At 44.0% G+C, this 26,059-nt stretch carries 26 protein-coding genes; 23 read left to right on the forward strand and 3 right to left on the reverse strand.

From position 1 onward, the window contains the following. Positions 1–119: 119 nt before the first annotated feature. The 8 genes from spoIVB (at position 120) to HP401_RS01475 (ending at position 9,425) form a co-directional block, all read left to right on the forward strand. Positions 120–1,454 (forward strand): SpoIVB peptidase, encoded by a 1,335-nt coding sequence (spoIVB, locus tag HP401_RS01440; protein ID WP_012686042.1) that lies wholly within the window; start codon positions 120–122, stop codon positions 1,452–1,454. Positions 1,455–1,714: 260 nt separating this feature from the next. Continuing rightward, a complete protein-coding gene (gene spo0A, locus HP401_RS01445) occupies positions 1,715–2,503 on the forward strand; it encodes a sporulation transcription factor Spo0A (RefSeq protein WP_016739922.1) in 789 nt (262 codons plus the stop codon). A gap of 833 nt (positions 2,504–3,336) precedes the next feature. After that, a complete protein-coding gene (locus tag HP401_RS01450) occupies positions 3,337–5,130 on the forward strand; it encodes an ATP-dependent nuclease (RefSeq protein WP_173603821.1) in 1,794 nt (597 codons plus the stop codon). Next, positions 5,096–6,712 carry a UvrD-helicase domain-containing protein gene (locus HP401_RS01455; RefSeq protein ID WP_173603822.1) on the forward strand — a complete coding sequence of 539 codons (1,617 nt, stop codon included), beginning with the start codon at positions 5,096–5,098 and terminating at the stop codon, positions 6,710–6,712. The genes HP401_RS01450 and HP401_RS01455 overlap by 35 nt, the downstream gene beginning before the upstream one ends. 460 nt (positions 6,713–7,172) lie before the next feature. Continuing rightward, positions 7,173–7,784, forward strand: a complete 612-nt coding sequence (locus tag HP401_RS01460) for a DUF3841 domain-containing protein (RefSeq protein WP_254456975.1) — start codon at positions 7,173–7,175, stop codon at positions 7,782–7,784. 35 nt (positions 7,785–7,819) lie between these two features. Beyond that, positions 7,820–8,488 carry a hypothetical protein gene (locus tag HP401_RS01465; RefSeq protein ID WP_173603823.1) on the forward strand — a complete coding sequence of 223 codons (669 nt, stop codon included), beginning with the start codon at positions 7,820–7,822 and terminating at the stop codon, positions 8,486–8,488. 31 nt (positions 8,489–8,519) lie between these two features. Beyond that, the gene (locus tag HP401_RS01470; protein ID WP_064199909.1) at positions 8,520–8,714 is read left to right on the forward strand and encodes a hypothetical protein; all 195 of its coding nucleotides are present in this window, start codon (positions 8,520–8,522) and stop codon (positions 8,712–8,714) included. Positions 8,715–8,834: 120 nt separating this feature from the next. Beyond that, a complete protein-coding gene (locus HP401_RS01475) occupies positions 8,835–9,425 on the forward strand; it encodes a hypothetical protein (RefSeq protein WP_254456976.1) in 591 nt (196 codons plus the stop codon). Between the two features lie 86 nt (positions 9,426–9,511). Here HP401_RS01475 and HP401_RS01480 read toward each other — a convergent pair whose 3' ends face one another. Beyond that, on the reverse strand, positions 9,512–9,949 hold the full coding sequence (locus tag HP401_RS01480; RefSeq protein ID WP_173603824.1) for a hypothetical protein: 438 nt from the start codon (positions 9,947–9,949) through the stop codon (positions 9,512–9,514). 461 nt (positions 9,950–10,410) lie between these two features. On the opposite strand from HP401_RS01480, the gene HP401_RS01485 reads away from it, so the two are divergent. Beyond that, on the forward strand, positions 10,411–10,989 hold the full coding sequence (locus HP401_RS01485) for a beta-class carbonic anhydrase (protein ID WP_173603948.1): 579 nt from the start codon (positions 10,411–10,413) through the stop codon (positions 10,987–10,989). Continuing rightward, positions 10,958–11,839 carry a metallophosphoesterase gene (locus HP401_RS01490; RefSeq protein WP_254456977.1) on the forward strand — a complete coding sequence of 294 codons (882 nt, stop codon included), beginning with the start codon at positions 10,958–10,960 and terminating at the stop codon, positions 11,837–11,839. The genes HP401_RS01485 and HP401_RS01490 overlap by 32 nt, the downstream gene beginning before the upstream one ends. 7 nt (positions 11,840–11,846) lie before the next feature. On the opposite strand, the gene HP401_RS01495 is transcribed toward HP401_RS01490, so the two are convergent. Further along, the gene (locus HP401_RS01495; protein ID WP_173603825.1) at positions 11,847–12,713 is read right to left on the reverse strand and encodes a LysR family transcriptional regulator; all 867 of its coding nucleotides are present in this window, start codon (positions 12,711–12,713) and stop codon (positions 11,847–11,849) included. A 100-nt stretch (positions 12,714–12,813) separates the two neighbouring features. On the opposite strand from HP401_RS01495, the gene HP401_RS01500 reads away from it, so the two are divergent. The 8 genes from HP401_RS01500 to HP401_RS01535 all read left to right on the forward strand — a co-directional run bounded on the left by HP401_RS01500 (position 12,814) and on the right by HP401_RS01535 (position 18,597). Next, on the forward strand, positions 12,814–13,623 hold the full coding sequence (locus HP401_RS01500) for a class I SAM-dependent methyltransferase (protein WP_173603826.1): 810 nt from the start codon (positions 12,814–12,816) through the stop codon (positions 13,621–13,623). Then, on the forward strand, positions 13,607–13,987 hold the full coding sequence (locus HP401_RS01505; protein ID WP_012686053.1) for a VOC family protein: 381 nt from the start codon (positions 13,607–13,609) through the stop codon (positions 13,985–13,987). The genes HP401_RS01500 and HP401_RS01505 overlap by 17 nt, the downstream gene beginning before the upstream one ends. Continuing rightward, complete coding sequence (locus tag HP401_RS01510) at positions 13,984–14,793, forward strand: methyltransferase domain-containing protein (protein ID WP_173603827.1); 810 nt, start codon at positions 13,984–13,986, stop codon at positions 14,791–14,793. The genes HP401_RS01505 and HP401_RS01510 overlap by 4 nt, the downstream gene beginning before the upstream one ends. 110 nt (positions 14,794–14,903) lie before the next feature. After that, positions 14,904–15,080, forward strand: a complete 177-nt coding sequence (locus HP401_RS01515) for a DUF2759 family protein (RefSeq protein WP_064506648.1) — start codon at positions 14,904–14,906, stop codon at positions 15,078–15,080. 187 nt (positions 15,081–15,267) lie between these two features. Then, on the forward strand, positions 15,268–16,434 hold the full coding sequence (gene steA / locus HP401_RS01520) for a putative cytokinetic ring protein SteA (RefSeq protein WP_173603828.1): 1,167 nt from the start codon (positions 15,268–15,270) through the stop codon (positions 16,432–16,434). A gap of 24 nt (positions 16,435–16,458) precedes the next feature. Continuing rightward, positions 16,459–17,013 (forward strand): copper transporter, encoded by a 555-nt coding sequence (locus HP401_RS01525; protein ID WP_173603829.1) that lies wholly within the window; start codon positions 16,459–16,461, stop codon positions 17,011–17,013. Then, positions 17,000–17,692: a glycosyltransferase family 2 protein gene (locus HP401_RS01530; protein ID WP_173603830.1), complete on the forward strand. Its 693-nt coding sequence runs from the start codon at positions 17,000–17,002 to the stop codon at positions 17,690–17,692. Before HP401_RS01525 ends, HP401_RS01530 begins: the two co-directional genes overlap by 14 nt. Further along, positions 17,674–18,597, forward strand: a complete 924-nt coding sequence (locus HP401_RS01535; RefSeq protein ID WP_309145107.1) for a UDP-N-acetylmuramyl pentapeptide phosphotransferase — start codon at positions 17,674–17,676, stop codon at positions 18,595–18,597. The genes HP401_RS01530 and HP401_RS01535 overlap by 19 nt, the downstream gene beginning before the upstream one ends. Here HP401_RS01535 and HP401_RS01540 read toward each other — a convergent pair. After that, on the reverse strand, positions 18,594–18,854 hold the full coding sequence (locus HP401_RS01540) for a DUF2627 domain-containing protein (protein WP_172137864.1): 261 nt from the start codon (positions 18,852–18,854) through the stop codon (positions 18,594–18,596). The genes HP401_RS01535 and HP401_RS01540 overlap by 4 nt on opposite strands. Positions 18,855–19,084: 230 nt before the next feature. On the opposite strand from HP401_RS01540, the gene HP401_RS01545 reads away from it, so the two are divergent. From HP401_RS01545 to HP401_RS01565, 5 genes are all read left to right on the forward strand, one after another. After that, positions 19,085–21,154, forward strand: coding sequence for a sigma 54-interacting transcriptional regulator (locus HP401_RS01545; RefSeq protein ID WP_173603832.1), 2,070 nt, complete (start codon positions 19,085–19,087; stop codon positions 21,152–21,154). A gap of 234 nt (positions 21,155–21,388) precedes the next feature. Further along, on the forward strand, positions 21,389–22,480 hold the full coding sequence (locus tag HP401_RS01550; RefSeq protein WP_007720838.1) for a Glu/Leu/Phe/Val dehydrogenase dimerization domain-containing protein: 1,092 nt from the start codon (positions 21,389–21,391) through the stop codon (positions 22,478–22,480). Positions 22,481–22,617: 137 nt separating this feature from the next. Continuing rightward, complete coding sequence (gene lpdA / locus HP401_RS01555) at positions 22,618–24,039, forward strand: dihydrolipoyl dehydrogenase (protein WP_173603833.1); 1,422 nt, start codon at positions 22,618–22,620, stop codon at positions 24,037–24,039. A gap of 18 nt (positions 24,040–24,057) precedes the next feature. Then, complete coding sequence (locus tag HP401_RS01560) at positions 24,058–25,050, forward strand: thiamine pyrophosphate-dependent dehydrogenase E1 component subunit alpha (protein ID WP_012686063.1); 993 nt, start codon at positions 24,058–24,060, stop codon at positions 25,048–25,050. 13 nt (positions 25,051–25,063) lie between these two features. Beyond that, positions 25,064–26,047, forward strand: coding sequence for an alpha-ketoacid dehydrogenase subunit beta (locus HP401_RS01565; RefSeq protein WP_007720847.1), 984 nt, complete (start codon positions 25,064–25,066; stop codon positions 26,045–26,047). The last annotated feature ends 12 nt before the right edge of the window (positions 26,048–26,059 follow it).

The following is a 26,059-nucleotide window of genomic DNA, read 5'->3' on the forward strand; positions in this document are numbered from 1 at the left end:
TGGCAACATTAAAGGTACACAAGGTGGAGGTGTCCCTCATGACCGCTTTCGGTCAAACAAAATGGACCTGACCGTTTTGTTTTGTAGGTGTAGGTAGGGAACGGTAGGAGTGATTACTGGTGATCCGACAAAACAAAAGAAAATGGATGGGAAGTCTCCTTCTCCTCATCACGGCGCTTGTCGTGAGTTCCACCCCGTTCCGCGATCTGTCCTCCTTTCCCCGTGAATTGCGTTTGATGGAAGGGTCCCACGAGCAACTGCGGGTCTCTGTGCCGGTAATGGGCACGCTAATCAATAGCAATCCTGATATTTTGCACGTTAACGGGACAGAGGCGCGTGAGGTATCCGTTGATTTGAGCAGGCCTATGTCTGTAGAACCGCGCAGGGCTGGGGAAGCCCAATTGCAGGTGAAGTGGCATAACATTCCGCTGACTGCTGTAAAAGTTAATGTATTGCCAGATCTGCGGTTGTACCCTGGTGGACAGTCAATCGGGGTGAAACTGCAAACAGCGGGTGTTTTGGTTGTCGGTCATCATTTAGTAGACGATGGGAAAAACAAGTTTTCTCCAGGTGAACAGGCAGGTATACACGTCGGTGACATGATTATCAAAATGAACGACATGTACATCAATGACATGAACGACGTAAAGAAATTGATTAACGAAACGGGGAAAAAGAATCATTCCGTTCAATTGCTTGTCGTTCGTGGCAAGGAAAAGCTATCCCTCACTTTGCACCCGGCAAAAGATAAAAAAGACAGTGAATACCGTATGGGTCTCTATATTCGGGATTCAGCGGCAGGAGTAGGGACACTGACCTTTTATGATCCAAATTCCAAAGCGTACGGGGCATTAGGGCACGTCATATCCGACGTTGATACTGGTCAAGCCATTGTTGTTGGAGATGGCCAGATCGTGCAAGCAAGTGTCACATCGATTGAAAAAGGACAAAGTGGTAATCCAGGGGAGAAATTTGCACGTTTCTACAATGAAAGTGAAGTTCTTGGAAATATAACGAAAAACACCCCATTTGGCATTTTCGGCAAAATGAAGGACGAGCCCAAACGCAGCTATTATCAGGAGCCGTTACCAATCGCTCTTGCTGAGCAGGTAGAGGAAGGGCCAGCTAAAATTCTTACTGTCGTGGAAGGTCAAAAGGTAGAAGAGTTCGATATTGAGATCGCAAACGTGGTCAAGCAGCATTTTCCTGCAACCAAAGGGATGATTATCAAAGTCACGGACAAACGCCTTTTGGAAAAGACAGGTGGCATCGTACAAGGAATGAGCGGCAGTCCTATCATTCAAAAAGGCAAGATCGTCGGTGCTGTCACGCATGTGTTTGTCAATGATCCGACTTCGGGATACGGCTGCTACATTGAATGGATGCTTCAGGATGCTGGCGTGAATGTCCGAGATACTGCTGAATCCCGAACCCATACACCCAAGGCTGCCTGAATAAAGTGCCGTCACGCGAACGAAGCGAGGCGGCTTTTCCGATTTTTGCAGTCCTTTGACGAATCGGTTCGGAATGAAAGAATTCTTTGTCGAAATATCAGTTAAATCATTCAATCTTTCGTCATTGGCAGGAATGGAATTTGCTTTGTCGAATAATTTTTGTAGAGAAAAAGATGGTATGGACTAATCCCTTTAGATTTGTTAACTTCTAGAACGCCACCTTCTTTCCAAAAGACCGTCCATTGTTAGGAGGAACGACCTTGAGCAAGATTGAAGTGTTGTTGGCAGATGATAACCGAGAATTTGTGAATCTGTTAGAAGAGTACATCAGTAGCCAGTATGACATGAATGTTGTGGGTGTTGCTTACAACGGCAATGAGGTAGTTCGACTGCTGCAGGAACGTGTACCCGATGTATTAATTTTGGATATCATCATGCCACATCTGGATGGCTTGGCTGTTTTGGAGCAAATTCAGGCCATGCGCTTAAGTCCTCAACCTAAAATTATCATGTTGACTGCTTTCGGGCAGGAAGAGATTACGAAGAAAGCAGTAGAGCTGGGAGCTGCTTACTACATTTTGAAACCGTTCGATATGGAGGTGCTGGCTCAGCGCATCCGCCAAATCATTACCACCAAGCCTGCCTCTTCTTTTGTTTCTTCTGCGAAACCGCAAGCTACCTTGCAAATCCGCGGTCGCAATTTGGACGCGAGCATCACCAGTATCATTCATGAGATTGGAGTTCCTGCACACATCAAAGGTTATTTGTATTTGCGGGAAGCGATTACGATGGTATACAACGATGTCGAGCTGCTTGGTTCGATTACCAAAGTACTGTACCCGGACATTGCAAAGAAATTCAATACAACCGCTAGTCGTGTAGAACGTGCCATCCGTCATGCGATTGAAGTAGCATGGTCCCGTGGTAATTTGGACTCCATTTCTAGCCTGTTTGGTTATACGATTTCCAACACCAAGGCGAAGCCGACCAACAGTGAGTTTATTGCCATGGTGGCGGACAAGCTGCGAATTGAGGCGAAGATTAGCTAAGAGTAGGCAGAGCAAGGGTTTTAACGTGTCAAGGGCTATTGCAAGGATGGCTATAAATAATGGAAATGATCCATTATGAGCCGATAAATATCGAAGTGACAAGCCAACAAATTCCACTTGTTTATTGGTCTTCCTAGAAGCCGATAAAGGAGTGGTATTTTTTATGACCGACATTGAATTAAATCGACAACTTCATGCGGTATTGTTCTCAAGAATTTATCTCGTAAGACATTAGCAAGCTATGAACAAACCCTCAAACCGCTTGCCTTGTTTCTCAAGGACAGCTTCTGCATTGAAGAGGTAAAGAAAGTCCAGTGGTCAGTACATCAAGTTTTCGCGTGATCGTGGCAAATACACAGTGGTCAATAAGGAAGAGAGCAAGAAGGTTAATCATCCTGACAACGGAAGTGACTTTAAAAGGGACATATCGATAACAACCATGGCTAACTATATCGGTTTTTCAATTATCTGTACCATGCTGAATGGGAAATACCGAAAAATCCTGTGGATAGCATTGATGATCCGAAGCCTGAACGCTAAATAGAAGACCCTGTCTCCTGTAATGCCTATGTATCATTCAGTGAATTGGTGATGGTTGTCCTATATTATAGAGTATTTTACTAATAATTAATTTATTGATTCCACAGAGTGCTACGAGGGTTTTATTCAACCTAGAATGATATTCTACGAATTAAATAACGTATTACTATTCCTAACTAAATTTATGGTAGAATATTACTATATTCCATATACTTGTGTGAAATTCCTATTATTAATTGAACAGAAAACTTTTGTGTTTATTAATATAATTTATGATTGAAAGGAACGGTACTATGTATATATCTAATGTTCAAATCAATGGCTTTAGAAACTTTAATCAGGCAAATATCAATTTTAAAAAAAAGACTCTTATAATTGGTTCAAATGATATAGGGAAATCAAACTTGATTTATGCACTCAGATTGTTACTTGATAAAAAATTATCTGAATCTGATTTAGAACTTAAAGATTCTGATTTCCATGTATATGATGAAGAAAATAATGTAATATACATACGAATAAAATTTGAGAATGTTGTTGAGGATTGTGTAATTGGGAAAATTGGTAAATATGTAAATGACCAAGGTGAATTTTATCTTGCATATGAGGTTAAGAGAGGGAGTTCTGGGGAGAAAAGTTATCAGTTTTATATTGGTCACGATGAAAGTGATTTACAACCGATTGAGTCCCGGTATTACTTGAAGGTATTGAATATGGATTACATAGAGAGTAGTAGAGAGCTTCATTCGTATATAAGGAAAGAAAAGAAAAATTTACTTTTAGAATCGAGAAAACAGAGAAGCGAAGAAACAGTACAATCTGATGATAAAATAACTAAAAAAATCGAAAAATCTATACACTTGTTAAATAGAAGAATTACGAAGCTATCCTACATTAACAATGCTACCAATAGTTTAAATGATGAACTTCTAAACTTGTCCTTTCATCATATATCAAACACTATTGATTTTGATGCAGGTGGGACAGGTGTAGATGATTTTATAAACAATGTAACACTTGTTTCTAAAGTCAACGGTAAAAGTCTAGCTGTTGGTGGAGACGGACGTAATAATCAAATTTACCTTGCATTAAGAACTGCAAAAAACAGAATTTCTGACGATACCCCACTAGAGGTAACTTTTTGTTGTATTGAAGAACCAGAAGCTCATCTCCATCCACATCAACAAAGGAGGCTATCTAAATACTTAGTGGAGTCACTAAAAAGCCAAGTTTTAATAACCTCACACTCACCTCAAATTGCGTGTGAGTTTTCTCCGGATTCTATTGTCAGGCTTTACAACCAAGCTGATTCTTCAACTAAAGCAGCTAATGATGGTTGTAACACAGGATTAGAAAAGTCAATGCTTGAATTCGGATATAGATTGAACATCGTTCCTGCAGATGCTTTTTATTCAAATGTTGTACTGCTAGTTGAAGGACCTTCAGAGGTTCTATTTTACAAAGCATTAGCGACAGATTTAGAGATTGATATTGATAAGTATAACATTTCAATCTTGATGGTCGATGGAGTAGGTTTCGAGCCTTTTATAGATGTTTTAAGCAGTTTAAGTATTAATTGGGTCGTTAGAACTGATAATGACATCATAAAAGTTCCGTATAAAGATTACCATTATTATGCTGGGATTTCACGTTGCCTCAAAATTTACGAAGCCTATTGCAATAATGATGAAACTATAAATCAACTAATCAAAGAAAAGAAGAATCTATTAACAAATATTAATTCAAGAGAAAACCTAACTGAATCTGAGGTCGAAGTAGGTCAAGAGTTTGTAGCTGCGTTGGAGTGTCATAATATGTATCTATCTGAAATTGACTTAGAAAATGATATATTAAACTCACCATTACGCTCTCAAGTTGAGACATATTATGGGGAAAACAATTATGACAACTTACTGAATAAAATGCAAAAAAGTAAAGCGACATTTATGTACGACTTTTTATATAAAAATCAAGGAAAATTGAAAGGTCTATTAACAGATAATTTATCTAGTCCTTTAATCAGATGCAAAGAAATTGTTGAGGAGTTATTTGATGAATCCCACACCAGAACAAAAACAGATAATTGATTACATTGGACATACGGTCGTTATAGCTCAACCGGGAAGTGGAAAAACATTTACAATATCCAGGAAAATTATTGGTATATTAAAGGAGTTGTCTTTTTATCAAGGAGTTATAGCGATTTCATATACTAATAAAGCAAGTAGAGAACTTGAGAAAAGGTGCTTGGAGAATGGGGCTGATAAAAAAGGTTCATTCTTTGGCACAATGGATAAATTCTATATAACAGAAATTGTTTTTCCTTTTGGTAGGCATATTCTCGGTGCTCCTAAAAAAGAACTTGAGATAATTGACATGAAAGATAACTATTTCAAAGAATACACAGGATTTGAGATTGGAGAAGAGGATGCTGACAATTGGATTAGTGGTCATCTTGATACGATAACTAAACTCTATGTAGAGGGCTATGTATTGCTCGAATCAATTTCAAAACTTGCTTTATTTATAATTGATAATTGCGCTTCCTGCAGGAACTATTTAAAAACTAGGTACAAGTATGTATTCATTGACGAATATCAAGATTCTGGTGCTGACCAACACAATGTTTTCATTAAGTTGAAACAGTTGAATATTATTTCAATTGCAGTTGGAGATGTAAATCAATCAATATTTGGATTCTCAAATAAATCTTCTGAATTTCTAATACGACTAGCTCAAGATGCCGATTTTAAATTGTTTCAAATAACTAAAAACCGAAGATGCCATCCCTCTATTATCAACTATGCAACAAAGTTAATCTCAAAAGATTTTATTGAGTATATTCCATCAGACGAAATTCGTATATTTTCTAAAAAAATAATTGGTGGAGAAATTGATATTGCGAAATGGCTAAATGATGTGATTCCTAAAGTTATGTCAAATTTTGGAGTCCAATCAAGAAATGAAATAGGCATTCTTGTGAGAAGTGCCAGAACAGGAAGGATTATCCAAAAAAATTTAACAATAGAAAGTAAGTTCTTGGGTGGAACGCCGTTTGATAGTAATAAAACTCTTTGGGGTAGTGTATTTGAAGGAATTTTAAATTTTATATATGATGATTCATTTACTAAATATGAACTAGTAGAAAGTTATTTGGAAATTGAACTACAAGTCGAGAAAGCAAGACGATTTATGCGATTACTAAGTGAACTAGAAAGTAATAGGGACAACATATCAAACTTACAAAGCAGTATTACTAAATTTATTGAGGTTGCTAAAATAATATATCCTAGAGCAGAAAACCAGAATGCGATTTCTATTTTGAACAACATTCTAAAAAGTGAAGAGTTGCTTGAGTGTTTTAAGCCAGCTGATAAGAACCAAATTCAAATTATGTCTCTACATAAATCGAAAGGTCTGGAGTTTGATGTTGTATTTCATCTTGACTTACACAGATACGTTCTGCCAAAAGAGTTTGACGGAGTTTATACCGAAGCTATTCAAGATTTAAATTTGCACTATGTTGGTATAACAAGAGCCAAACAGTGTTGTGTTCTCTGTACAAGTACAGAAAGAATAAATGGTAAGGGAGAAGTTAAACGAGGTGTTCCTTCAATATTTTTGGAGCTAAACAGATTAGTTTCTTTGAGAAGTCCTTTTATTTTTTAATTAAGGCTATGAACGCATTCTTCAAATTTGTACTTAGTAACATATATAATTAACTAAAGGTAATAATTACGGATTGTGAGTCAAAATCCGGTTGTTGTTCTTGGCCATATTGAAAATGGCATATTTTATTAGGTAGGACTTAAATGTTACTATGGAAAGCTCATAAACATTCGGATTTTTGGTAAAATGACTTCGACATTCTTAAAGCTCAAAACAAATCTTCACTAACTAAAACCCTTAATAAATCATGCATTTGACACGTTTTCCTGATGGAATTAATCAATATTATCTAAGGCGAAGCCTACCAACAGTAAGTTTATTGCCATGGTGGCGGACAAGATGCGGATTGAGGCGAAGATTAGTTAAGGTGTAGATGCTCATTTACATTATCCTTAACCAATACAAAAGACATTAGCACTTGTTTGCTAGTGTCTTTTTGTATTGGTAGGACTCTACATGCTTGGGAAATTTTCTTTACCTTAAAAATGCAAGTAAAGTTAAAAAGGTGGGAGCGGGTAATTTGTTACGGAATCACAGTCATTTAATAACAGATGCTATGGCTACATACTGGACGCTGCAAACTGAAATAGTATGGGAACATTTTAAGAAGCAAGGCTATCTTGAAGGATCGCCAGCACATGCAATGTATCCAGAAGAATATAAATGGATGATGAATCAAATGAAGAAACGATTGCCTAATTATAGGGGAGAACATCCAATCTGGCTTTGGATGAAAAAACCTGATATGCGACAAACGGGTCACTTTCAAGAAGGAACAAGGTGTGTGAGGTTGACAGTAGAATTAGATGAGAAAGATGTTCTAGTTTCTGATTTTGAAGATTGGCACTTTGTGTTGAATAATTCGTTTTGTTCCAATAATGAACAGGAAGACAGTGCATTTGAAAAAGGACTATTGAAAATTACAAAAGAAGACAGTTGGGAAAGAATATTTGATCTGAATAGGATTCGAGATCCGAAGTGGCATGGCGATGGAGAAAGAATGCTACAAGGGACAACTGGACGAATCGAAATGCAACGCGTGAAAAAAGTGGAACATTTTGTAACGAGATAGCCATTTGCGAAAAAACAAATCTATTGGAGGCCGTTTTGAAAATCCAATTCCTTCAAAAAGAAATCTGGTTACAGAATAAAAAGTACATTGTTCTAACTCCTGCATTTCATACGAAAGATATATTCGCATGTGAATTTGATAAGGACATGTTTATGATTTTTGGCAATCAACAATCGTTGCAGTATTTAGCTTGTGTTCTTCTTATAGGTGCAGATCACAGAGATAAGATCATTCATGTAACAAATATGGAAAAAGACTTACCTATACACTTGCATAGATTTTCACATGCGAAAAAGAATAATGAACTTGTTTTCCTTCATCATTCCCTCCAGCTTAATACGCATCAGTGGAAAGAGCTAAGACAGAAAGCAAATCAGCAAAAGGGAACAGTTAGAAGTTTTGAAGTGAATCCAAGAAAATTTTCTGATTTAGACTATGATGATTATTTAATGTTCCATTATAAGGAAAATAAAGATAAGATATTGATGAAGCGAGATTATGACACTCTTTTTATAATAGGGAGCAAAATAGTATTTGAATACGCTTCTGGTTTATTTGAGCCACTTTCAAGAACGGGAGCAGGTTCGTTTCTTAGGAGTTTCGGTCATGATCACTATCATTTAGATCTATTTACGCGAAATAATCAAGGTCTTTGTGTCGATTACTATGACAAAGCATTGTGGAACAACCATTTAAAAAATTAATGAAATATCAAAATAAATAGGGAGGTACAAAATGAAAAATCAAATCGAACAATGCCCAAAATGTGGAGGTAATGAGATTGGAAAAGGGAGACAAGCTGGAGATGCGGCAGTGTTTCCTTTAGGCAAGATTATTCCTCTTGGTTCTGCCATCATTCATAGAATCTGTACGCATTGTGGTTATGTTATCGAGAGTTATGTTGAAAACCCCTCGAAATACAAAGGTTAATACGATCTTGGAGATAATGAAAAATGAGCAAACTATTGTCCTATAAAGAAATTCATATTCGTTCTTCTACATCACCAATTGCGTATAAGCAGGCTGGTTATCGTCAAAGGTTTCTAACCATTGAGGGGAAAAGAGATCGCCAATACAGGTATAGATTGTGAAACCTGTCTTTTTTATGCCAGCGCTTCAGGAATGGATATGAAAAGCGCAACAAAAATATCCAACCGATTAAATCAAGGGATAAATACACTAGACCAAGAATTCCTGTCTAATTTATCCTGTCTCATTCCCAATGGTCATTACATTGCAACTTTGCTGAAGGTGTATCCTAGGCTGAAAAGAGAGGCACATGGGACTGAGTACTATAAGGCTGGGCTAAGGAATATTAGCAGTATGAGGAAAATTGAAGAATATATAGTACCCATTCAATCCAGTGAATCATTAAATCCTATAGCAATTAATGATTACATGGACAGAGTGGATTTAAAAGAAACCCCTACAGCGTTGAGCATTTCTTTCCTAGATATAAAATATCCGTTAAATCATTTTGATGAGATATGGGTTTATAGTCATTTTTTATTGGATGGCCATCACAAAATGTTTGCGGCAAATAAAGCCCAAAAAGCAAGTACCTTATTATCCTTTTTATCGATAGATGAGTCATTCGCAAATAAGGAACAAGTAGAAAAGCTTTTCCAAGTTTTAACCTGATGAAATGGCTATTGTGTCGGGGCAAGAAATAAGCCAAGGTATTTTAACCCTGGCTTTGATCATCATTTTACTAAATAGAATTAAGGTCACTTAGTAGTTTCTTTAGCTGGTGTAGTAGGTGGTTTTTCGGGGCTTGCAGCGGGTGCGTTTCTATATTCAAAGACCATTTCAGAGGTACTACTCAATCCGGTTTGTTCCATGCCTTTACTCGTCAAGGCAATTCTGCCAAATGCCGTTACAGTGTGAGGAATCCTTCCATCTGGTTTGATAATGGTCACAGAAACGGAGTTAATCTCCTCTTTCTTGTCTTTCGCTAAGGTCCGAGTATTTTCCACTAAAGCGCGCAATTCCTTTTCATCATTTGATTCTGTCGCTAAAGCAACCATCCACATTCCGGTGCTTTCGTCAAATCGGTCAATGGCTAATACATATGCAGGTAGCGGCACTTCTGGTGTGCTTGCCGTTTCACTACAACCTGGAAGGATTAGTGCTAGTGCAAGTAGTAAGGCTAGTCTAAATTTCAATCTGCAACTCTCCTAATTCTGTTTTTATTGATTTTACCAAAGTTGGAGTATTTTTACTATAACTAAAAAACTACTCTTTCCGGAGGAACTGAATCCATGTGCCTAGAATTATTCGTCATGATAAGAGAAACACCAGGAATTGAGCCTAATCCAGCATTGCAAGAATGATGCATCTACGTGCTTGGTACGAGGAGCTACTTGATCACGACAAGACGCAGGTTGAACTGTATGATCTATGGATAGGTGACAAATTCACAAAAAGAGAACCCGTTTACTCAACGATCGAAGACCTCTTTTCACCAAAAAAATTTCGTTTGGACGAGCAGCATTACATCCTGACAAAATGAACCATTTGATAAGAAACTGCCACAGTCCCTTGCGAGATTTTGATCCTCCTATGTAAAATAGAAAAGCATACGATACAAATACATACTACTAATAGCGAGGCAGGTGCTGTGAAAGTGCGCAATTTGGATGAAATTCTCGCATTTAACCGTGAATTTGTGGCCAACCAAGAATATGAAAAGTACCAAACCACCAAGTTCCCTGATAAACGATTGGTCGTGTTGTCTTGTATGGATACCCGTTTGGTTGAACTTTTGCCGAAAGCCATGAACATGCGCAATGGGGATATCAAGCACGTGAAAAGCGCCGGGGCAATCGTGTCCCATCCTTTTGGGAGTATCATGCGCAGTATTCTAATTGCGATCTACGAATTGAATGCCGAAGAAGTGATGGTCGTCGGGCATTATGACTGCGGGATGAGTGCGATCGACAGCAAACGCACGATGGAGAAGATGCTAGAGCGAGGAGTCTCGGCTCAAACGTTCTCCACGCTTCAACATGCGGGGATTAACTTACATAAATGGCTGCACGGTTTCGATCGTGTAGAAGAAAGTGTGAAAAATAGCGTAGAAACGATTAAAAATCACCCGCTCCTCCCACCGAATGTGGAGGTACATGGCTTGCTTATTGACCCGTTGACGGGGAGATTGGACGTTGTCGTGAATGGGTATGAGCGAACAAAAGATAGTGAATGATCCTAGCCTTGCTCCCATTTCAAGGAAGACATTTCTCCACAAAGTCAGTAAATGGGTAGGTGGATTGATTGGACTCGGTATAGCGACTGGCGTGTACGGTCATGTATGGGAACGAAAAGCACTGGATATCGTACGATTGTCCATCACAATACCGGGATTGCCAGAAAGCTTTAAGGGGACAAAGCTCATTCATTTCAGTGATGTCCATCTTGGTCATTATTTTGAACCGAAAGAGTTGGAGCCAGTTATTGCCGCAATCCAGAGCGAAAAACCGGATTTGATTTGCTTCACAGGGGATATCGTTGATGAAGTGACGCGACCGCTATTCGCCGCCGTTCCCCTTTTCAATCAGCTTCTAGCCCCATTAGGCAAATTCGCCGTTTTGGGCAACCACGATTATCGAGCTGGTGAACAGCAAAAGGTTCGAGATGGCTTAGTCGCGTCAGGCTTCGAAGTGTTGGATAATCGGCACGTTGTCGTACACAAGGATGGCCAGCAGTTATACATGGCGGGGGTCGATGATATTTTCTATGGTGTACCTGATCTTTCAAGGGCGCTCGAAAATATCCCGCCGGAGGGCAGCGTAATCTTATTGGCGCATGAGCCTGATTTTGCTGATATTGCGTCAGAGCATCCTGTGCATCTCCAACTGTCCGGCCACAGCCATGGCGGACAAGTACGCTTGCCCTTCATTGGTCATCTCATGACGCCTCAATACGGACGTAAATATGTACAAGGACTGTATCAGGTAGGCGGCATGGCTGTGTACACCAACAGAGGATTGGGTACGACGATCTTGCCAGTTCGTTTATTTTGCCGCCCAGAGCTTACGGTATTAACACTACAGTGAACTTTTGTTAATAATGTTCTTTGATCCATTGGACGAATTGCTGGAAAGCATCGTCCTCTTTTTTTGGGTGTAGGTAGGCGATGAGAGTGGGGCGCACTAATTCGCCGTTTGCGATATCGTAGGCAACCAATCTTTCGGTCGCCAGCTCTTGTTGGATGGTTCTTTCCGGCAGGATGGTGATTCCTAGCTGACGTTCGACCATTTTTTTAACAGCATTGAAACTGTCTAATTCCATAATAATATTCGGAAAAACTCCCTGCTGGGCCAGATAGCGGTCGATTCGTTGGCGATAAGGAGCGGTGTGATTCCCGAATACAATCATTTCCTCGGTTCCCCATGCCTGAAAACCTGGAAACCCGCTTGCCCAAGGATGACTGGGCGCCATGACGAGCAGGAGTCGATCGCTGGGAAGGAATTCTTGATGGATGTGCGGGTGATACATTTCACTCCCGAGAAAGGCAATATCAGCCGTTCCTGTTAGCAGGGCGCTAAGGGACTCCTCGTACAACGTAGAGCGGACGTAGCAGGTAAAGCCGGGATGAGCAATCCGGTACTCCCCAATAAGTCTCGGCAGTTCATAGGCGACAAAAGCTTTTCCTGCGACGATGTTCATCGATTGGCGCTGTTCTTTCTCCTGGATAAAGGAGCGCATTTGCTCAACGATATTCGTCGCAACCGGTAGCAACCGACGTCCTTCGCCTGTAAGACTTACTCCTGAGGCAGTACGAACAAACAGCGCACTCCCAACCTGGCGCTCTAGCTGCTTCAACCGGTGTGTCACTGTTGATTGCGCCAAAAATAAAGCCTGTGCAGCGCGATTAATCGATCCATGACGAGCGATCGTCAAAAATACCTCAAGACTTTCTCGATCCATTGTAAGATGCCTCCTATTCAAATTGTCGATAACTAGTTATCTGTATTCTATAACAAGGATGACAAACATTGGAATATGATAAAGGCAGGAGGTGTTCCCGATGAAGAATGAGGAGATCAAACAAGCTGTTCAAGCACAATTTGGAAAAAATGCAGAGCAATACGTGCAAAGCAAGACGCATGCAAAAGGCTGCGACCTGGAACTAATGGTAGAGTGGATGCAGCCAAGAGAGAACTGGCGGGCACTGGATATCGCTACAGGAGGTGGGCACGTAGCGAGGACTTTGGCTCCTCATGTGAGCTTGGTCGTCGCCACGGATTTGACTCGCCCGATGCTCATGGGGGCATCTGCTGCCAATGAAACAGCACTTGTCAATAATGTGATGTATGTGCAGGCTGATGCAGAATCTCTCCCGTTTCTCGATGAATCATTTGAGATTGTCACATGCCGAATTGCAGCTCATCATTTTCCCGATCCGGCGGCTTTTGTTCGTGAGGTGAGTCGCGTGCTGACCCTTGGGGGTTTGTTTCTCTTCATTGACAACGTTTCGCCTGAGGACTCGTCGCTTTCCGCATTCATAAATGAAGTAGAGAAAACACGCGATCCCAGTCATGTGCGATGTCTTTCCGTCGGTGAATGGCACGCTTTGTTTGAAGCGAATGGCTTGATTTTGCAAAAGCAGAGGGAACGCAAAAAAAGGTTTGAATTTTTACCATGGGTTCAGCGCACCTCCGAATCATCTGAGCAGGAAGTGAATGTGGAAAATCTGCTGCTGAACGCTACAGATGAACAAAAGGAGTATCTTGGGATTACCACAAACGAAGGAAGAGTAATGACCCATCAGATTGACGAATGGATGGTTCTGTGCAAAAAAAGAGGAGGACAAGAAGACGATGACAACCAAGCATGAATGGATTGGGCTCGACCATGTACAATTAGCAGCACCAGCAGGGACAGAGGACGTAGCGCGCAAGTTTTTCGGTGAGCTTTTGGGAATGCCAGAGGTTCCAAAGCCAGCGAAGCTTCTCGTTCGAGGTGGTGTATGGTTTCAATGTGGGGCGCAAATGATTCATATTGGCGTAGAGGAAGGATTCATCCCTGCGAAAAAAGCACATCCGGCGTTCCTTGTGCAAAACATTGGTTCGCTGATGGAGCATCTGCAAGCAAATGGGATCTCATTTCGGATTGACGAAGAAATTCCTCACCTTATTCGCTTTTTCACAGAGGACCCATTTGGAAACCGTTTGGAGTTCATGGAGGCGAAGCAGGAATGACAATTGATTTTCACGCGGAAAAAAACCAGTTGAGCTATACGGGGAGAACCGCTGATGATTCGTGGAGTCAGACAATCCTGTCACTCGTCAATCCCGTGGGGAAAAATGTCGTGGACATTGGTTGTGGCGGAGGAATTTACAGTAAGGCTTGGTCTAGGCTAGGAGCTGCCTCTGTCACGGGCATTGATTTTTCCCGCGTGATGGTGGAAGCGGCGAGCGAGCAATGCGCAGACGATCCGAAGCTTTCGTTTGCACAAGGGGATGCCCGCTCAACCGGATTGCCGAGTCAGTGTGCGGATATTGTATTCGCTCGCGCCTTGATCCATCATTTCCCGGAACAAGACCTGCAGAAGTTTTTTAAAGAAGTTATCAGGCTATTGGCACCGGGCGGGATTTGCTTAATCCAGGACCGGACAATGGACGATGTCAAAATGCCAGCCTCACCGACTCATTTTCGCGGTTTTTTCTTTACTCGATACCCGCGCTTGCTAACGATAGAGCAGACACGAAGACCAGATGATACAATGGTGCAGAACACGATGAAGCTCGCGGGGCTTGAACAGGTGAATAAGACGACGCTATGGGAGACAAGACGTGAATACGATAGCTGGTCTGAATTGGAAGCTGACTTACTTTCCAGAAAAGGCCGCTCCATTTTGCATGAATTAACCGATGAAGAACTGAAAGGCCTCGTTCATACCATTCATGATCACGTAGCCGGGCAAGAAAAATGGAATGAGCAAGATTGCTGGAGTATATGGATAGGTAGCGCAGCATGTGGCACAATAAAAGGGAAAAAATTGTGAAACTTTTTGTTCACAAATTTGGATATGCTTGTCTCATAATACCTGAAGCTATATAATGGAATTGCCATTGTATTCCTGTTTGCGTCATCATGGTGAAGGAGTTGTCGTAAATGAAAATCGTTTTATTTGACATCCTGATGTTTATCTTCACATTCTTTATCGCTTGGGGCTGTTTGAATTCCATCAAAGCGAAAAACACCTTTGCAATTCTATTTGGTTTTGTATCTTTGATGGTCTTCCTGTTCGCTGATGGTTTGATCATTTACTACCTGGCCAAGGGTGCGTAGATTAAACTGAAAACGTTTCGCTTAAAAGAGGTTGTGCATTCGATGCACAGCTTCTTTTTTTTGTGAAAAACATCTCGATGTTTTTCATTGAACATGACGGGACCGCTGGCGGTCTGCAAAAAACGGTCTGACCGTTTTTTGCATGTAGGGAGGAAATATTTAGCATACTAAAGGCGGAGGTGGAAAAGTGGGCAAACGAAATGGTTCTGCAGCACATTCATACACCGCTGTCGTAGCGGCTGATCTGAAGACGAAGCAGTTGTGCAAACGTCTCCACTCCCATCATATCGCCATCATTGATCATCCGGACGTTGATGAGATAGCAGCACAGTCCTTACTGGAAAGAGGGGTAAAAGTCGTCCTCAACCTTTCGCCATTTATGACGGGTCAATACCCGGCTGAAGGAGCTCGCCAACTTTTAACAAACGGTGTCACCCTTTATGAGGTACTGGATGTAGATGTGTCGGATTCGTTCATGGAATGGATCGAGGGCAAGTATGCAACGATACGTGAAGAAAATTTGTACATCCTATTGGAAGAGAAGTGGGTCCATGTGTACAGGCTACAGCAGGTGACAGTTCCCTCTGTTTTGAACCGATGGCATGAAGCGCAGGATAAGTTGGATGACACACTCTCGTCGTTTATCGATAATACACTTTTGTACGCCAGCAAGGAGAAAGACCTGTTTTTGAAACCACTTTGCCATGTGCAATTACATACAAAAATGGAACAGCGACACGTCGTAGTAGTCGTTCGCGGGAAACATTATAGAGAGGACTTACTGACGCTAACTTCCTATATTCGGGAATATCGTCCTGTTTTGATCGGGGTCGATGGCGGTGCAGATGCCCTCATGGAAGCGGGGTATCGTCCAGACCTGATTGTGGGAGATATGGATAGCGTCTCGGACAAAGCACTCCAAAGCGGAGCGGAGGTCGTTGTCCATGCTTTCATGGATGGGACAGCACCTGGAACGATTCGCATAAAAGCTCTCGGTTTGCCTTTTCATGTTTTGCCAGCACCTGGTACGAGTGAGGATGTGGCGATGCTGCTAGCGTACGAAAAGGAGGCTGAGCTAATCGTCACGATCGGTGCCCATACCAATATGATTGATTTTCTGGAAAAAGGCCGCAAAGGCATGGCGAGCACGTTATTGGTTCGCACGAAGATTGGGACAAAGCTAATTGATGCCAAAGGAGTCAGTCATCTCTATCGGCCGAGCGAGTCATGGAAGCTGTGGGGTTGGTGTATAGTCGCGATGCTTCTCCCTGTTTCAGCCGCGCTCGTGATTAATCCAATTACCCGACATGCTGTACAGATGATTTGGACCAGTTGGCGGACTTGGACGTTATGAACAACGCACTTCATGGAGGTAGACATGATACCCTTCCGCTATCATTTGATTTCACTGGCTGCCATATTTGTCGCACTTGGGGTAGGTATCTTGTTAGGAGGGACCGCAGGCCATTCATGGATAACGCAAGGAACAAAAGGCATTCTTTCCAATATGGAAGCAAAGTACGATCGCGCTCTCAAAAGCAACCATGAATTAAGGCAGCAAATAAATCGTCTGCTGAAGGAAGTTGCGCGCAGCAACCAAGAAGTCGTCCAACTCATGAGCATACGCTATGTGGATGAACTTGCAGGAAGCAAGGTGTATGTTTGGCAGGAGGATGGCAACGTTGCTGAACAGATTACGCAACTGATGCATTCAGTAGGCATGGAAGTGATTTCTTATCACGAGGGTAATAATTGGGGAGATGGGGTGCTTTTGGTGGTAGCAAGACAAGCCCCGCTTTGGCTACGGGAAAAACAGGTGAATTCCTGGATACAGGTCGTAGATGTGCCTGACTCTCCCGCAAAACAATGGGCACTTTTGGAGCAAGTGCAAAATAGATTGGCTGAGAGGAAGGGCTCGCGTGAAAAAAGTTAGCGTTGTCATCCCAGCGTTCAACGAACAGGCTTCCATCGGTGATACACTCCGTGCCATCCGTGAACGTTTATTTTGTGATGAACTAATCGTTGTTGATGATGGCAGTCAAGATGAGACGGCACACATCGCAAGCAAGTGGGCGGATAAGGTGATTCAAGCACCGCGCAATCAAGGGAAAGGTGCAGCTGTTCAATTGGGCTGGAAGTGTGCCAGTGGGGATGTGGTCATGCTTCTCGACGGTGATTTGCGAGACAGCGCAGCAGAAGCAGCACATTTGCTTACGCCTGTTCTACAAGATGTCTGTGATATGGCGGTAGCTGTTCTGCCACCTCCGCAAGTGAAAGCAGGTCTCGGATTAGCAAAAGGATTGGCCCGTTATGGCATCCGGATGTTGACAGGCTTTGAAGCAAAAGCACCTTTATCGGGACAACGGGCAATACGTCGCGAGCTTCTTGACCGATTGGGGAGTCAGGATAAGGGATTTGGCCTAGAGGTGGGGCTCACTGTCGATGCTTTGCGGGCAGGGTATCGTGTAGCAGAGGTCCCTGTCTTTTTTTCGCATCGTGAAACGAAAAACGATTGGGCAGGCTTCAGTCATCGCGGGAAGGAGTTTGTCGCGATTAGCCGAACGCTATGCTGGAAATGGTGGGAGGGCCAAGAGTGGAAACGAAAATCATGATGCTCATGATGCTCGTCGCTGTCGTTATTCCACTGGTGTTGGACCGTCCGCTGTATAAAATCGGCACGCAAAAGCTCAAAGCTCTGGGGATGAATCGGTTCAATTACGAAGGAGAGCCAGTACTGACAGCAGGGGGGGTTATCCTCGTGTGTTCGAGCATTATAACCGGTATCGCGCTGATCGGAATATTTTTGCTCAGAGGGGTCAAAAGTGAGTTTCTCCTGCACGGTTTATTATTTCTAACAGGTATGATCACAATGGCCTTTTGGGGATGGCGTGATGATTGTGCATCAGATCTAGATGCAAAAGGCTTTCGTGGACATTTTGGCGTGCTATGGCGAGAGAGGCGAATCACCAGCGGGATGTGGAAGTTAATTGGAGGGACAAGCACGGCATTTTGTCTCACTCTAACTCTTTCGGATTCGTTATGGGCAGGCTTTGTTGCCTTTGGTTTACTTGCGCTCTCACCCAATATCATTAACTTGTTTGATTTGCGGCCTGGACGAGCGATTAAAGTATTTTGGTGTCTGACAGCATTGGCAGGAACTTTTAGTCTGTGGACAATAGGAGCCAGTACGGGGATGGCAAACTGGATTTTTTTGACCCCTGTCTTCCTTGCAAGTATGCTCATGTTTCCCCATGACGTTGGAGGCAAAATCATGCTCGGAGATACAGGGGCGAATGCCTTGGGTTTTGCAGCAGGCTTTTCCTTTGTCATCGGGACACCGATTTATGTTCAGGCGAGTATGCTCGTGCTTTTCCTGTGTATGCAGATTGCGGCAGAATTTTGCTCGTTTTCCCGCGTGATTGAACAGGTCAGTTGGCTCCGACGACTCGATCAATGGGGGAGAGTTACAAAAGCTGAAAATAAAAAAAACCAGACTGGCTCGTCCGGTTTGGTCTAGTCCTCGTCATCAGGTTCAGGAACCATGAAACGGGGCTGTACGCGATTTTTTTTGCGTTCATGATGGAGAATAAATCCGGCAATAAACCATACAGGGAGAGCGAAAGCCAGTATACCTAGAATGAGTTTTCCCCATAAAAATCCGACATCCGGAGAGGCAGAATAAAAAAATGCGTCACGGATTAATTTGATTCCGTACATGGCGATTGCCGCCGGGATTACCATAATTAAGAGTGCAATGATTTTCTGAAATACCAAGGGTTTTCACCCCTTTCTCGAATGCGTAAACAACTACAACAACCACAGTATGGTCATTTCATCATATCGAATGCCAACAGCCTTGTCCACCGTACCTGTTGCACACGAACGAGCGCACGTTAGGGAAGAACGCCTGTCCATCAACGGTTTGTTGGAGTACAATGGTAACGAGTAAGATCGTAAACAGTAGGATGGTAAAGAGGTTGTTCAAAAAGTGAGGGGTCTCTCGCATGCACAAGCTGCTCATCGTTGGTGCGGGACGTGGTGGAACAGCACTCCTGCGGATGTTAAACCAGATGGACCGATTACAAGTCGTTGCTGTTGTTGATCAACGGCCTGACGCCCCAGGAATACTGCTCGCTCAATCATTGGGGATTCCTGTCGATCAGGATTATCAGCCTTATTTGGATGAGGATCTGGATGTCATTTTAGAAGCTACAGGGGACCTGGGGGAGTATGAGCATCTCAGGCAATTAAAGAAAGATAAGACGGTGCTCATCCCAGGAACGTTTACGAGAATCGTCATGAAATTGATTCGGGAACGCGATAAGCTGATTGCAGTCTTGATGCAAAATCAGCGGGAGCGGGAAACGATGTTGAACTCCACGCATGATGCGATTATCGGGGTCAATCGCCAAGGAATTATTACGTTGTTTAACAAAGCAGCAGAGCGATTGATGGGCATCGAGGCGAGTGAAGTGCTGGATACAAAAGTTTCGGAGCGTATACCGAACACTCGGTTACATATCGTATTAAAGACAGGCTCTCCCGAATTGAATCAAGAGCAGGTATTGCCAAACCAGACGCGGATTATTACAAACCGCGTGCCCGTTCGCAACGATCGTGGGGAAGTTGTCGGAGCTGTTGCCATTTTCCGTGATATTACAGAAATCATGGCGTTGGCAGAAGAAGTGACGAACTTGAAGGATTTGCAGAGCATGCTGCAAGCGATTATTCAATCATCGGACGAAGCGATATCAGTCGTTGACCAATACGGGAATGGACTTTTGATCAACCCGGCCTACACAAGGCTTACGGGTTTTTCGCAAGAAGACATTATCGGAAAACCAGCGACGGTAGACATTTCTGAAGGCGATAGTATGCACATGCAAGTCCTGAAAACGAAGAAGGCAGTGAGAGGCGTCCCTATGAAATTGGGACCAAAGCGCAAGGACGTTGTGGTCAATGTTGCACCGGTTGTCGTCGATGGGGAGATGAAAGGAAGCGTTGGCGTCATTCACGATGTCTCCGAATTCAAGCGCCTGACAGAAGAGCTGGAGAGTGCTCGTCGTATCATCCGCAATCTGGAGGCAAAATATAGCTTTGCAGACATTATCGGCTATAGCGAGTCTATGCAGCAAGCGATCGAGCAAGCCAAAAAGGCGGCGTCAACACCAGCAACTGTCCTTCTTCGTGGGGAATCGGGAACGGGGAAAGAACTGTTTGCCCACGCCATACATAATGAAAGTGAGCGAAAATACAACCAATTTATTCGGGTTAATTGTGCAGCGATCTCAGAGAGCCTCTTGGAGAGTGAGCTTTTCGGTTACGAGGAAGGCGCGTTTACAGGTGCCCGTCGAGGAGGAAAGCGGGGGCTGTTTGAGGAAGCGAGCGGCGGAACCATCTTTTTGGACGAGATCGGCGAGCTATCCATGAGCATGCAGGTCATGCTTTTGCGCGTTCTGCAAGAGCGAGAGGTTGTGCGAGTCGGTGGAACGAAGCCGATCAACATCGATGTTCGCGTCATTGCGGCTACCCATGTGAATCTGGAGGCTGCGATTGGAGCGGGACGTTTCCGTGAAGACCTGTACTATCGTCTCCACGTCGTACCGATTCATATCCCTCCACTCCGACAGCGCTTGGAAGATATTAAGCCGATTGCTATGTATCTGCTACGAAAAGCCAATCTGGAGTACGGAAGAAATGTAGAGGAGCTGCATGAAGAAACATTGCAGATGCTTCTGTCCTATCACTGGCCAGGCAATGTACGCGAGCTAGAGAATGTACTGGGCAGGGCGATGATTCATATGAGGATTAACGAGCGAATCATTATGCCCGAGCATTTACCTCCACTGGAAAGAAGAATCGTCTCGACCAAAAAGGAAGAGGTCCCGCAGGAGGGTTCCACGGGCACCACGTTAAAAGAAGCGGTGGAAAAGGCAGAACGTCAGCACATATTGCGGGAACTGGCAGCAGCCAAAGGAAATCGCACCCTTGCAGCCAAACGCCTCGGAATCGCGATTCGCAGCTTGTACTACAAGATGGAAAAATTGGGCATCATGGATGTGCAGGAAGAGTAAGAAAAGAGACTATGCAAAATATTGCACGCAAATCTTTGCGCGTATATGCAAAAAAATGCAGACTTGACGTAGGGACACTCATTCCGCGTTCTTGTAAATAAAGCGCTTTCATAAGTTTGGTTTTGTTGGCATGACTTTTGCATATACCTCTTGTCGGGAAATTCTCCAAATGGAGCCCACTGTTACGCCAGCTTACCTAAGCGGAAAACGAAAGATACTAGGGAGGTTTCTTCAGTGAACATCTTTGACTACATGCAAAAGTACGATTACGAGCAATTGGTATTTTGCCAAGACGAAAATTCCGGTTTGAAAGCAATCATTTGCATTCATGATACGACATTAGGACCAGCACTCGGTGGTACGCGCATGTGGCCGTATAAAACAGAAGAAGAGGCGATTGTAGACGTACTGCGCCTTGGTCGTGGGATGACTTACAAAAACGCAGCAGCAGGACTGAACATCGGTGGTGGTAAAGCAGTCATCATCGGTGATCCACGCGAGCATAAGAGCGAAGAGCTGTTCCGTGCTTTCGGTCGCTATATTCAAGGTCTGAATGGCCGTTACATCACAGCTGAGGATGTAGGAACAACGGTTGCAGACATGGATATGATCCACTTGGAAACAGATTTCGTAACAGGAGTTTCTCCTGCATTCGGTTCCAGTGGCAATCCATCCCCTGTAACAGCTTACGGTGTCTACCGTGGAATGAAAGCTGCTGCTAAATTGGCGTTTGGTTCCGACTCTCTCTCCGGACGAGTGATTGCTGTACAAGGTGTAGGAAACGTAGCGTATAATCTGTGCCGCCATCTGCATGAAGAAGGCGCGCATTTGATCGTAACGGATATCAATCAAGAAAACGTAGATCGTGCAGTGAACGATTTCGGTGCGAAAGCCGTTGGCGTTAACGAGATCTTTGGCGTAGAGTGCGATATCTTCTCTCCTTGCGCATTGGGTGCGATCATCAACGATGACACGATTCCGCTCTTCAAAGCAAAAGTGATTGCAGGGGCAGCTAACAACCAGCTGAAAGAAGAGAAACACGGCGACCAAATTCACGAAATGGGTCTGATCTACGCACCTGACTACGTGATCAATGCTGGTGGTGTAATCAATGTGGCAGATGAGCTGCAAGGCTACAACCGCGAGCGTGCACTGAAAAAAGTAGAAACGATCTATGACAGCATCCTGAAAATTTACGAAATAGCTGAACGTGATGGCATGGCTTCCTACAAAGCTGCTGACCGCATGGCAGAAGAACGCATTGCAAGTGTTGCAAGATCACGTAATACTTTCCTGCAAAACGGCAAGACTGTTTACAAGCGCTAATCTCGTTTCTCTAGTAAGTTCATACTCCTGTCCGCTCTTCGATGGAGGGCGGTCGGGAATACATAAACGATTTTCTTTGAATATTCATATTCTCGTTAATACGCAGGTTAGCTTTCCGAATGAAAGGAGAGATCGTGGTGTCTCAAGAGTTTGATTTAGTCGTCCTCGGGGGAGGTACCGGCGGTTATGTAGCGGCAATCCGCGCTTCCCAATTGGGAATGAAGGTAGCAATCGTGGAAAAAGAAAAGCTCGGTGGTACTTGCTTACACCGTGGTTGCATCCCATCCAAAGCGCTATTGCGCAGTGCAGAAGTATTCTCCACCCTGAAGGAAGCTGACAAATACGGAGTCTCGGCAGGTGCAGTAGGCTATGACTTCACAAAAATACAAGAGCGTAAGCAGGGCATTATCGACCAACTTCACAAAGGGATTCAATACTTGATGAAAAAAGGCAGCATTACTGTCTTTGAAGGCTTTGGAAGAGTGATGGGGCCTTCCATTTTTTCTCCGCAGGCAGGTGCTGTGCGCATTGAAAAGGAAAACGGGGACCAAGAAATGATCGTTCCACGATTCCTTTTGCTGGCAACGGGTTCACGTCCACGCACACTTCCAGGTTTGGTCATCGACGGAGCTTATGTGGTAACTAGCGATGAAGCATTGCAGTGGGAGCAATTGCCTGCTTCTGTTGTCATCGTTGGTGGCGGTGTCATCGGGATTGAGTGGGCTTCCATGCTCAATGATTTCGGGGTAGAAGTGACTGTTGTGGAGTACGCCGACCGTATATTGCCGTTTGAGGATGAAGAAGTGAGCAAGGAATTGGCTCGTCTTTTGAAAAAGCGGAAAGTCAACATCGTGACGGGAGCAAAGGTGCTGCCTGAATCGTTGGAAAAAGGGGAAGGCAAAGTCTCTATTCAGGCGGAAGTCAAGGATGGAGTCCAAACCTTTGAAGCTGAAAAGGTACTCGTATCAGTAGGACGCCAAGCGAATGTAGAAAACATCGGTTTGGAAGCAACAGAAATCAAAGTCGAGCGCGGAGTAGTCGTGGTTAATGAATTTTTCCAGACTGCAGAGCCCCATATTTATGCGATTGGTGATGTTATTGGTGGTCTGCAATTGGCGCATGTTGCTTCGCATGAAGGAATACTTGCGGTAGAGCACATGGCTGGACAAAACCCGCACCCGATGGATTACACCAAGGTTCCGAAATGTACGTATAGCCGACCTGAAGTCGCAAATGTCGGACTCACTGAAAAAGAAGCAAAAGAGCAAGGCTACGATGTGAAAATCGGCAAGTTCAGCTTTAAGCCGCTGGGCAAAGCGCTGATTCACGGTGAGAATGACGGCTTTGTGAAGTTGGTCGTTGATGCCAAGACGAATGATTTGTTAGGGGTTCACATGATCGGTACACATGTGACAGATATGATTTCTGAAGCGGGCTTGGCCCGTGTACTGGATGCGACTCCGTGGGAGATCGGTCAGACGATTCACCCGCATCCATCTTTATCCGAAGCAATCATGGAGGCAGCGCAGGCTGTCGACGGAAAAGCGATACACAATTAGCAAGGAGGGTATGTAACGATGACAACCAAGCGACATGAGCAAGTGGGATTGACCGATGCGCAAGTCCTTGACATGTATTATTACATGCTATTGGCCAGAAAAATTGACGAGCGCCAATGGCTGTTAAATCGTGCGGGCAAAGTACCGTTCGTGATTTCCTGCCAGGGTCAGGAAGCAGCTCAGGTGGGAGCCGCTTTTGCCATGGAGAAAGACAGAGATTTCTTGTGCCCGTACTATCGCGATCTTGGTTTGGTGCTGGTCTTTGGCCAAACAGCCCGTGATTGTATGTTGTCCGCTTTTGCGAAAGCAGAAGATCCGAATAGCGGTGGTAGACAGATGCCAGGTCACTTCGGTGGCAAGAAGTACAATATTTTGACGGGTTCAAGCCCTGTGACGACTCAAGTCCCACACGCAGTCGGAATGGCTTTGGCGGGTAGAATGAAGCAAGAAGATTTTGTTGTGTATGCTTCGTTCGGAGAAGGCTCCAGCAACCAGGGAGACTTCCACGAAGGTGCGAACTTTGCGGGTGTCCACAAGCTCCCGGTTATCTTTTTCTGCGAAAACAACAAATACGCGATCTCTGTACCACTGAAAAAGCAGTTGGCTTGTGAAAGTGTAGCAGACCGTGCGATCGGTTACGGATTCCCGGGAGTCAGTGTGGACGGAAACGATCCGATTGAAGTATATCGTGTCATGAAAGAAGCGGTTGAACGTGCCCGCAGTGGTCAAGGGCCGACGCTGATCGAAGCCGTTATGTATCGCCTAGTTCCGCACTCTAGCGACGATGACGATCGTGTGTATCGTACGAGAGAAGAAGTGGAAGAAGCGAAGAAAAAGGACCCGTTGATTGTTTTCGCTGAGTATTTGAGAGAGATCGGACTCTTGGATGAACATAAGGAAGCAGATATGCTTGCTCGCGTACAACTGGAAGTGGATGAAGCCACTGAATATGCAGAAAACGCGCCATATCCAACACCAGAATCGACTATGACATACGTATACGGGGAATAAGGGGGGATCTTTTATGGCAGTCATTTCTTTTATTGATGCAATTACAATGGCGATGCGTGAAGAAATGCGTCGTGATTCCAACGTGTTTATCCTCGGAGAAGACGTTGGCGTTCGCGGTGGGGTTTTCCGTGCGACAAACGGATTGATTGAAGAGTTTGGCGAGGAGCGCGTGATTGATACGCCACTGGCTGAATCCGCAATTGTCGGTGTAGGGATTGGTGCGGCCGCTTACGGTATGCGCCCAATCGCAGAAATTCAGTTTGCGGACTTTATCATGCCAGCAGTGAACCAAATTGTCAGTGAGGCGGCGAAAATGCGCTATCGTTCAAACAACGACTGGCATTGCCCGATCACGATTCGTGCCCCATTCGGTGGCGGGGTTCACGGTGCACTCTACCACTCACAATCTGTGGAAGCGATGTTCACGAACACCCCAGGTTTGAAAGTAGTGGCACCTTCGACACCCTATGATGCAAAAGGTCTTCTGAAAGCAGCTATTCGCGATGAAGATCCGGTACTCTTTTTCGAGCACAAGCGCTGCTATCGTTTGATCAAGGGCGAAGTGCCTGAGGACGACTACGTTCTGCCGATTGGCAAAGCGGACGTCAAGCGAGAGGGGACAGACATCACAGTGATCTCCTATGGCTTGACTCTGCACTTCGCTCTGCAAGCTGCGGAAAAGCTTGCACAAGAAGGCATTAGCGCGCATGTTCTCGATTTGCGCACACTGTATCCGTTGGACAAAGAAGCGATCGTAGAAGCGGCTTCGAAGACAGGCAAAGTATTGATCGTACACGAGGACAACAAAGAAGGCGGCGTAGGCGGCGAGGTAGCTGCTATTGTAGCGGAGCATTGCCTGTTCGATTTGGATGCACCGATTAAACGTCTTTGTGGTCCAGATGTACCAGCTATGCCATACAGCCCGCCGATGGAAAAATACTTTATGCTGAACCCGGAAAAAGTATTGGAAGCAATGCGCGAGCTGGCCAACTTTTAAGGCGAGGAGGAC

The sequence above is a fragment of the Brevibacillus sp. HB2.2 genome, assembly GCF_013284275.1.
Lineage (GTDB): Bacteria > Bacillota > Bacilli > Brevibacillales > Brevibacillaceae > Brevibacillus > Brevibacillus brevis_D.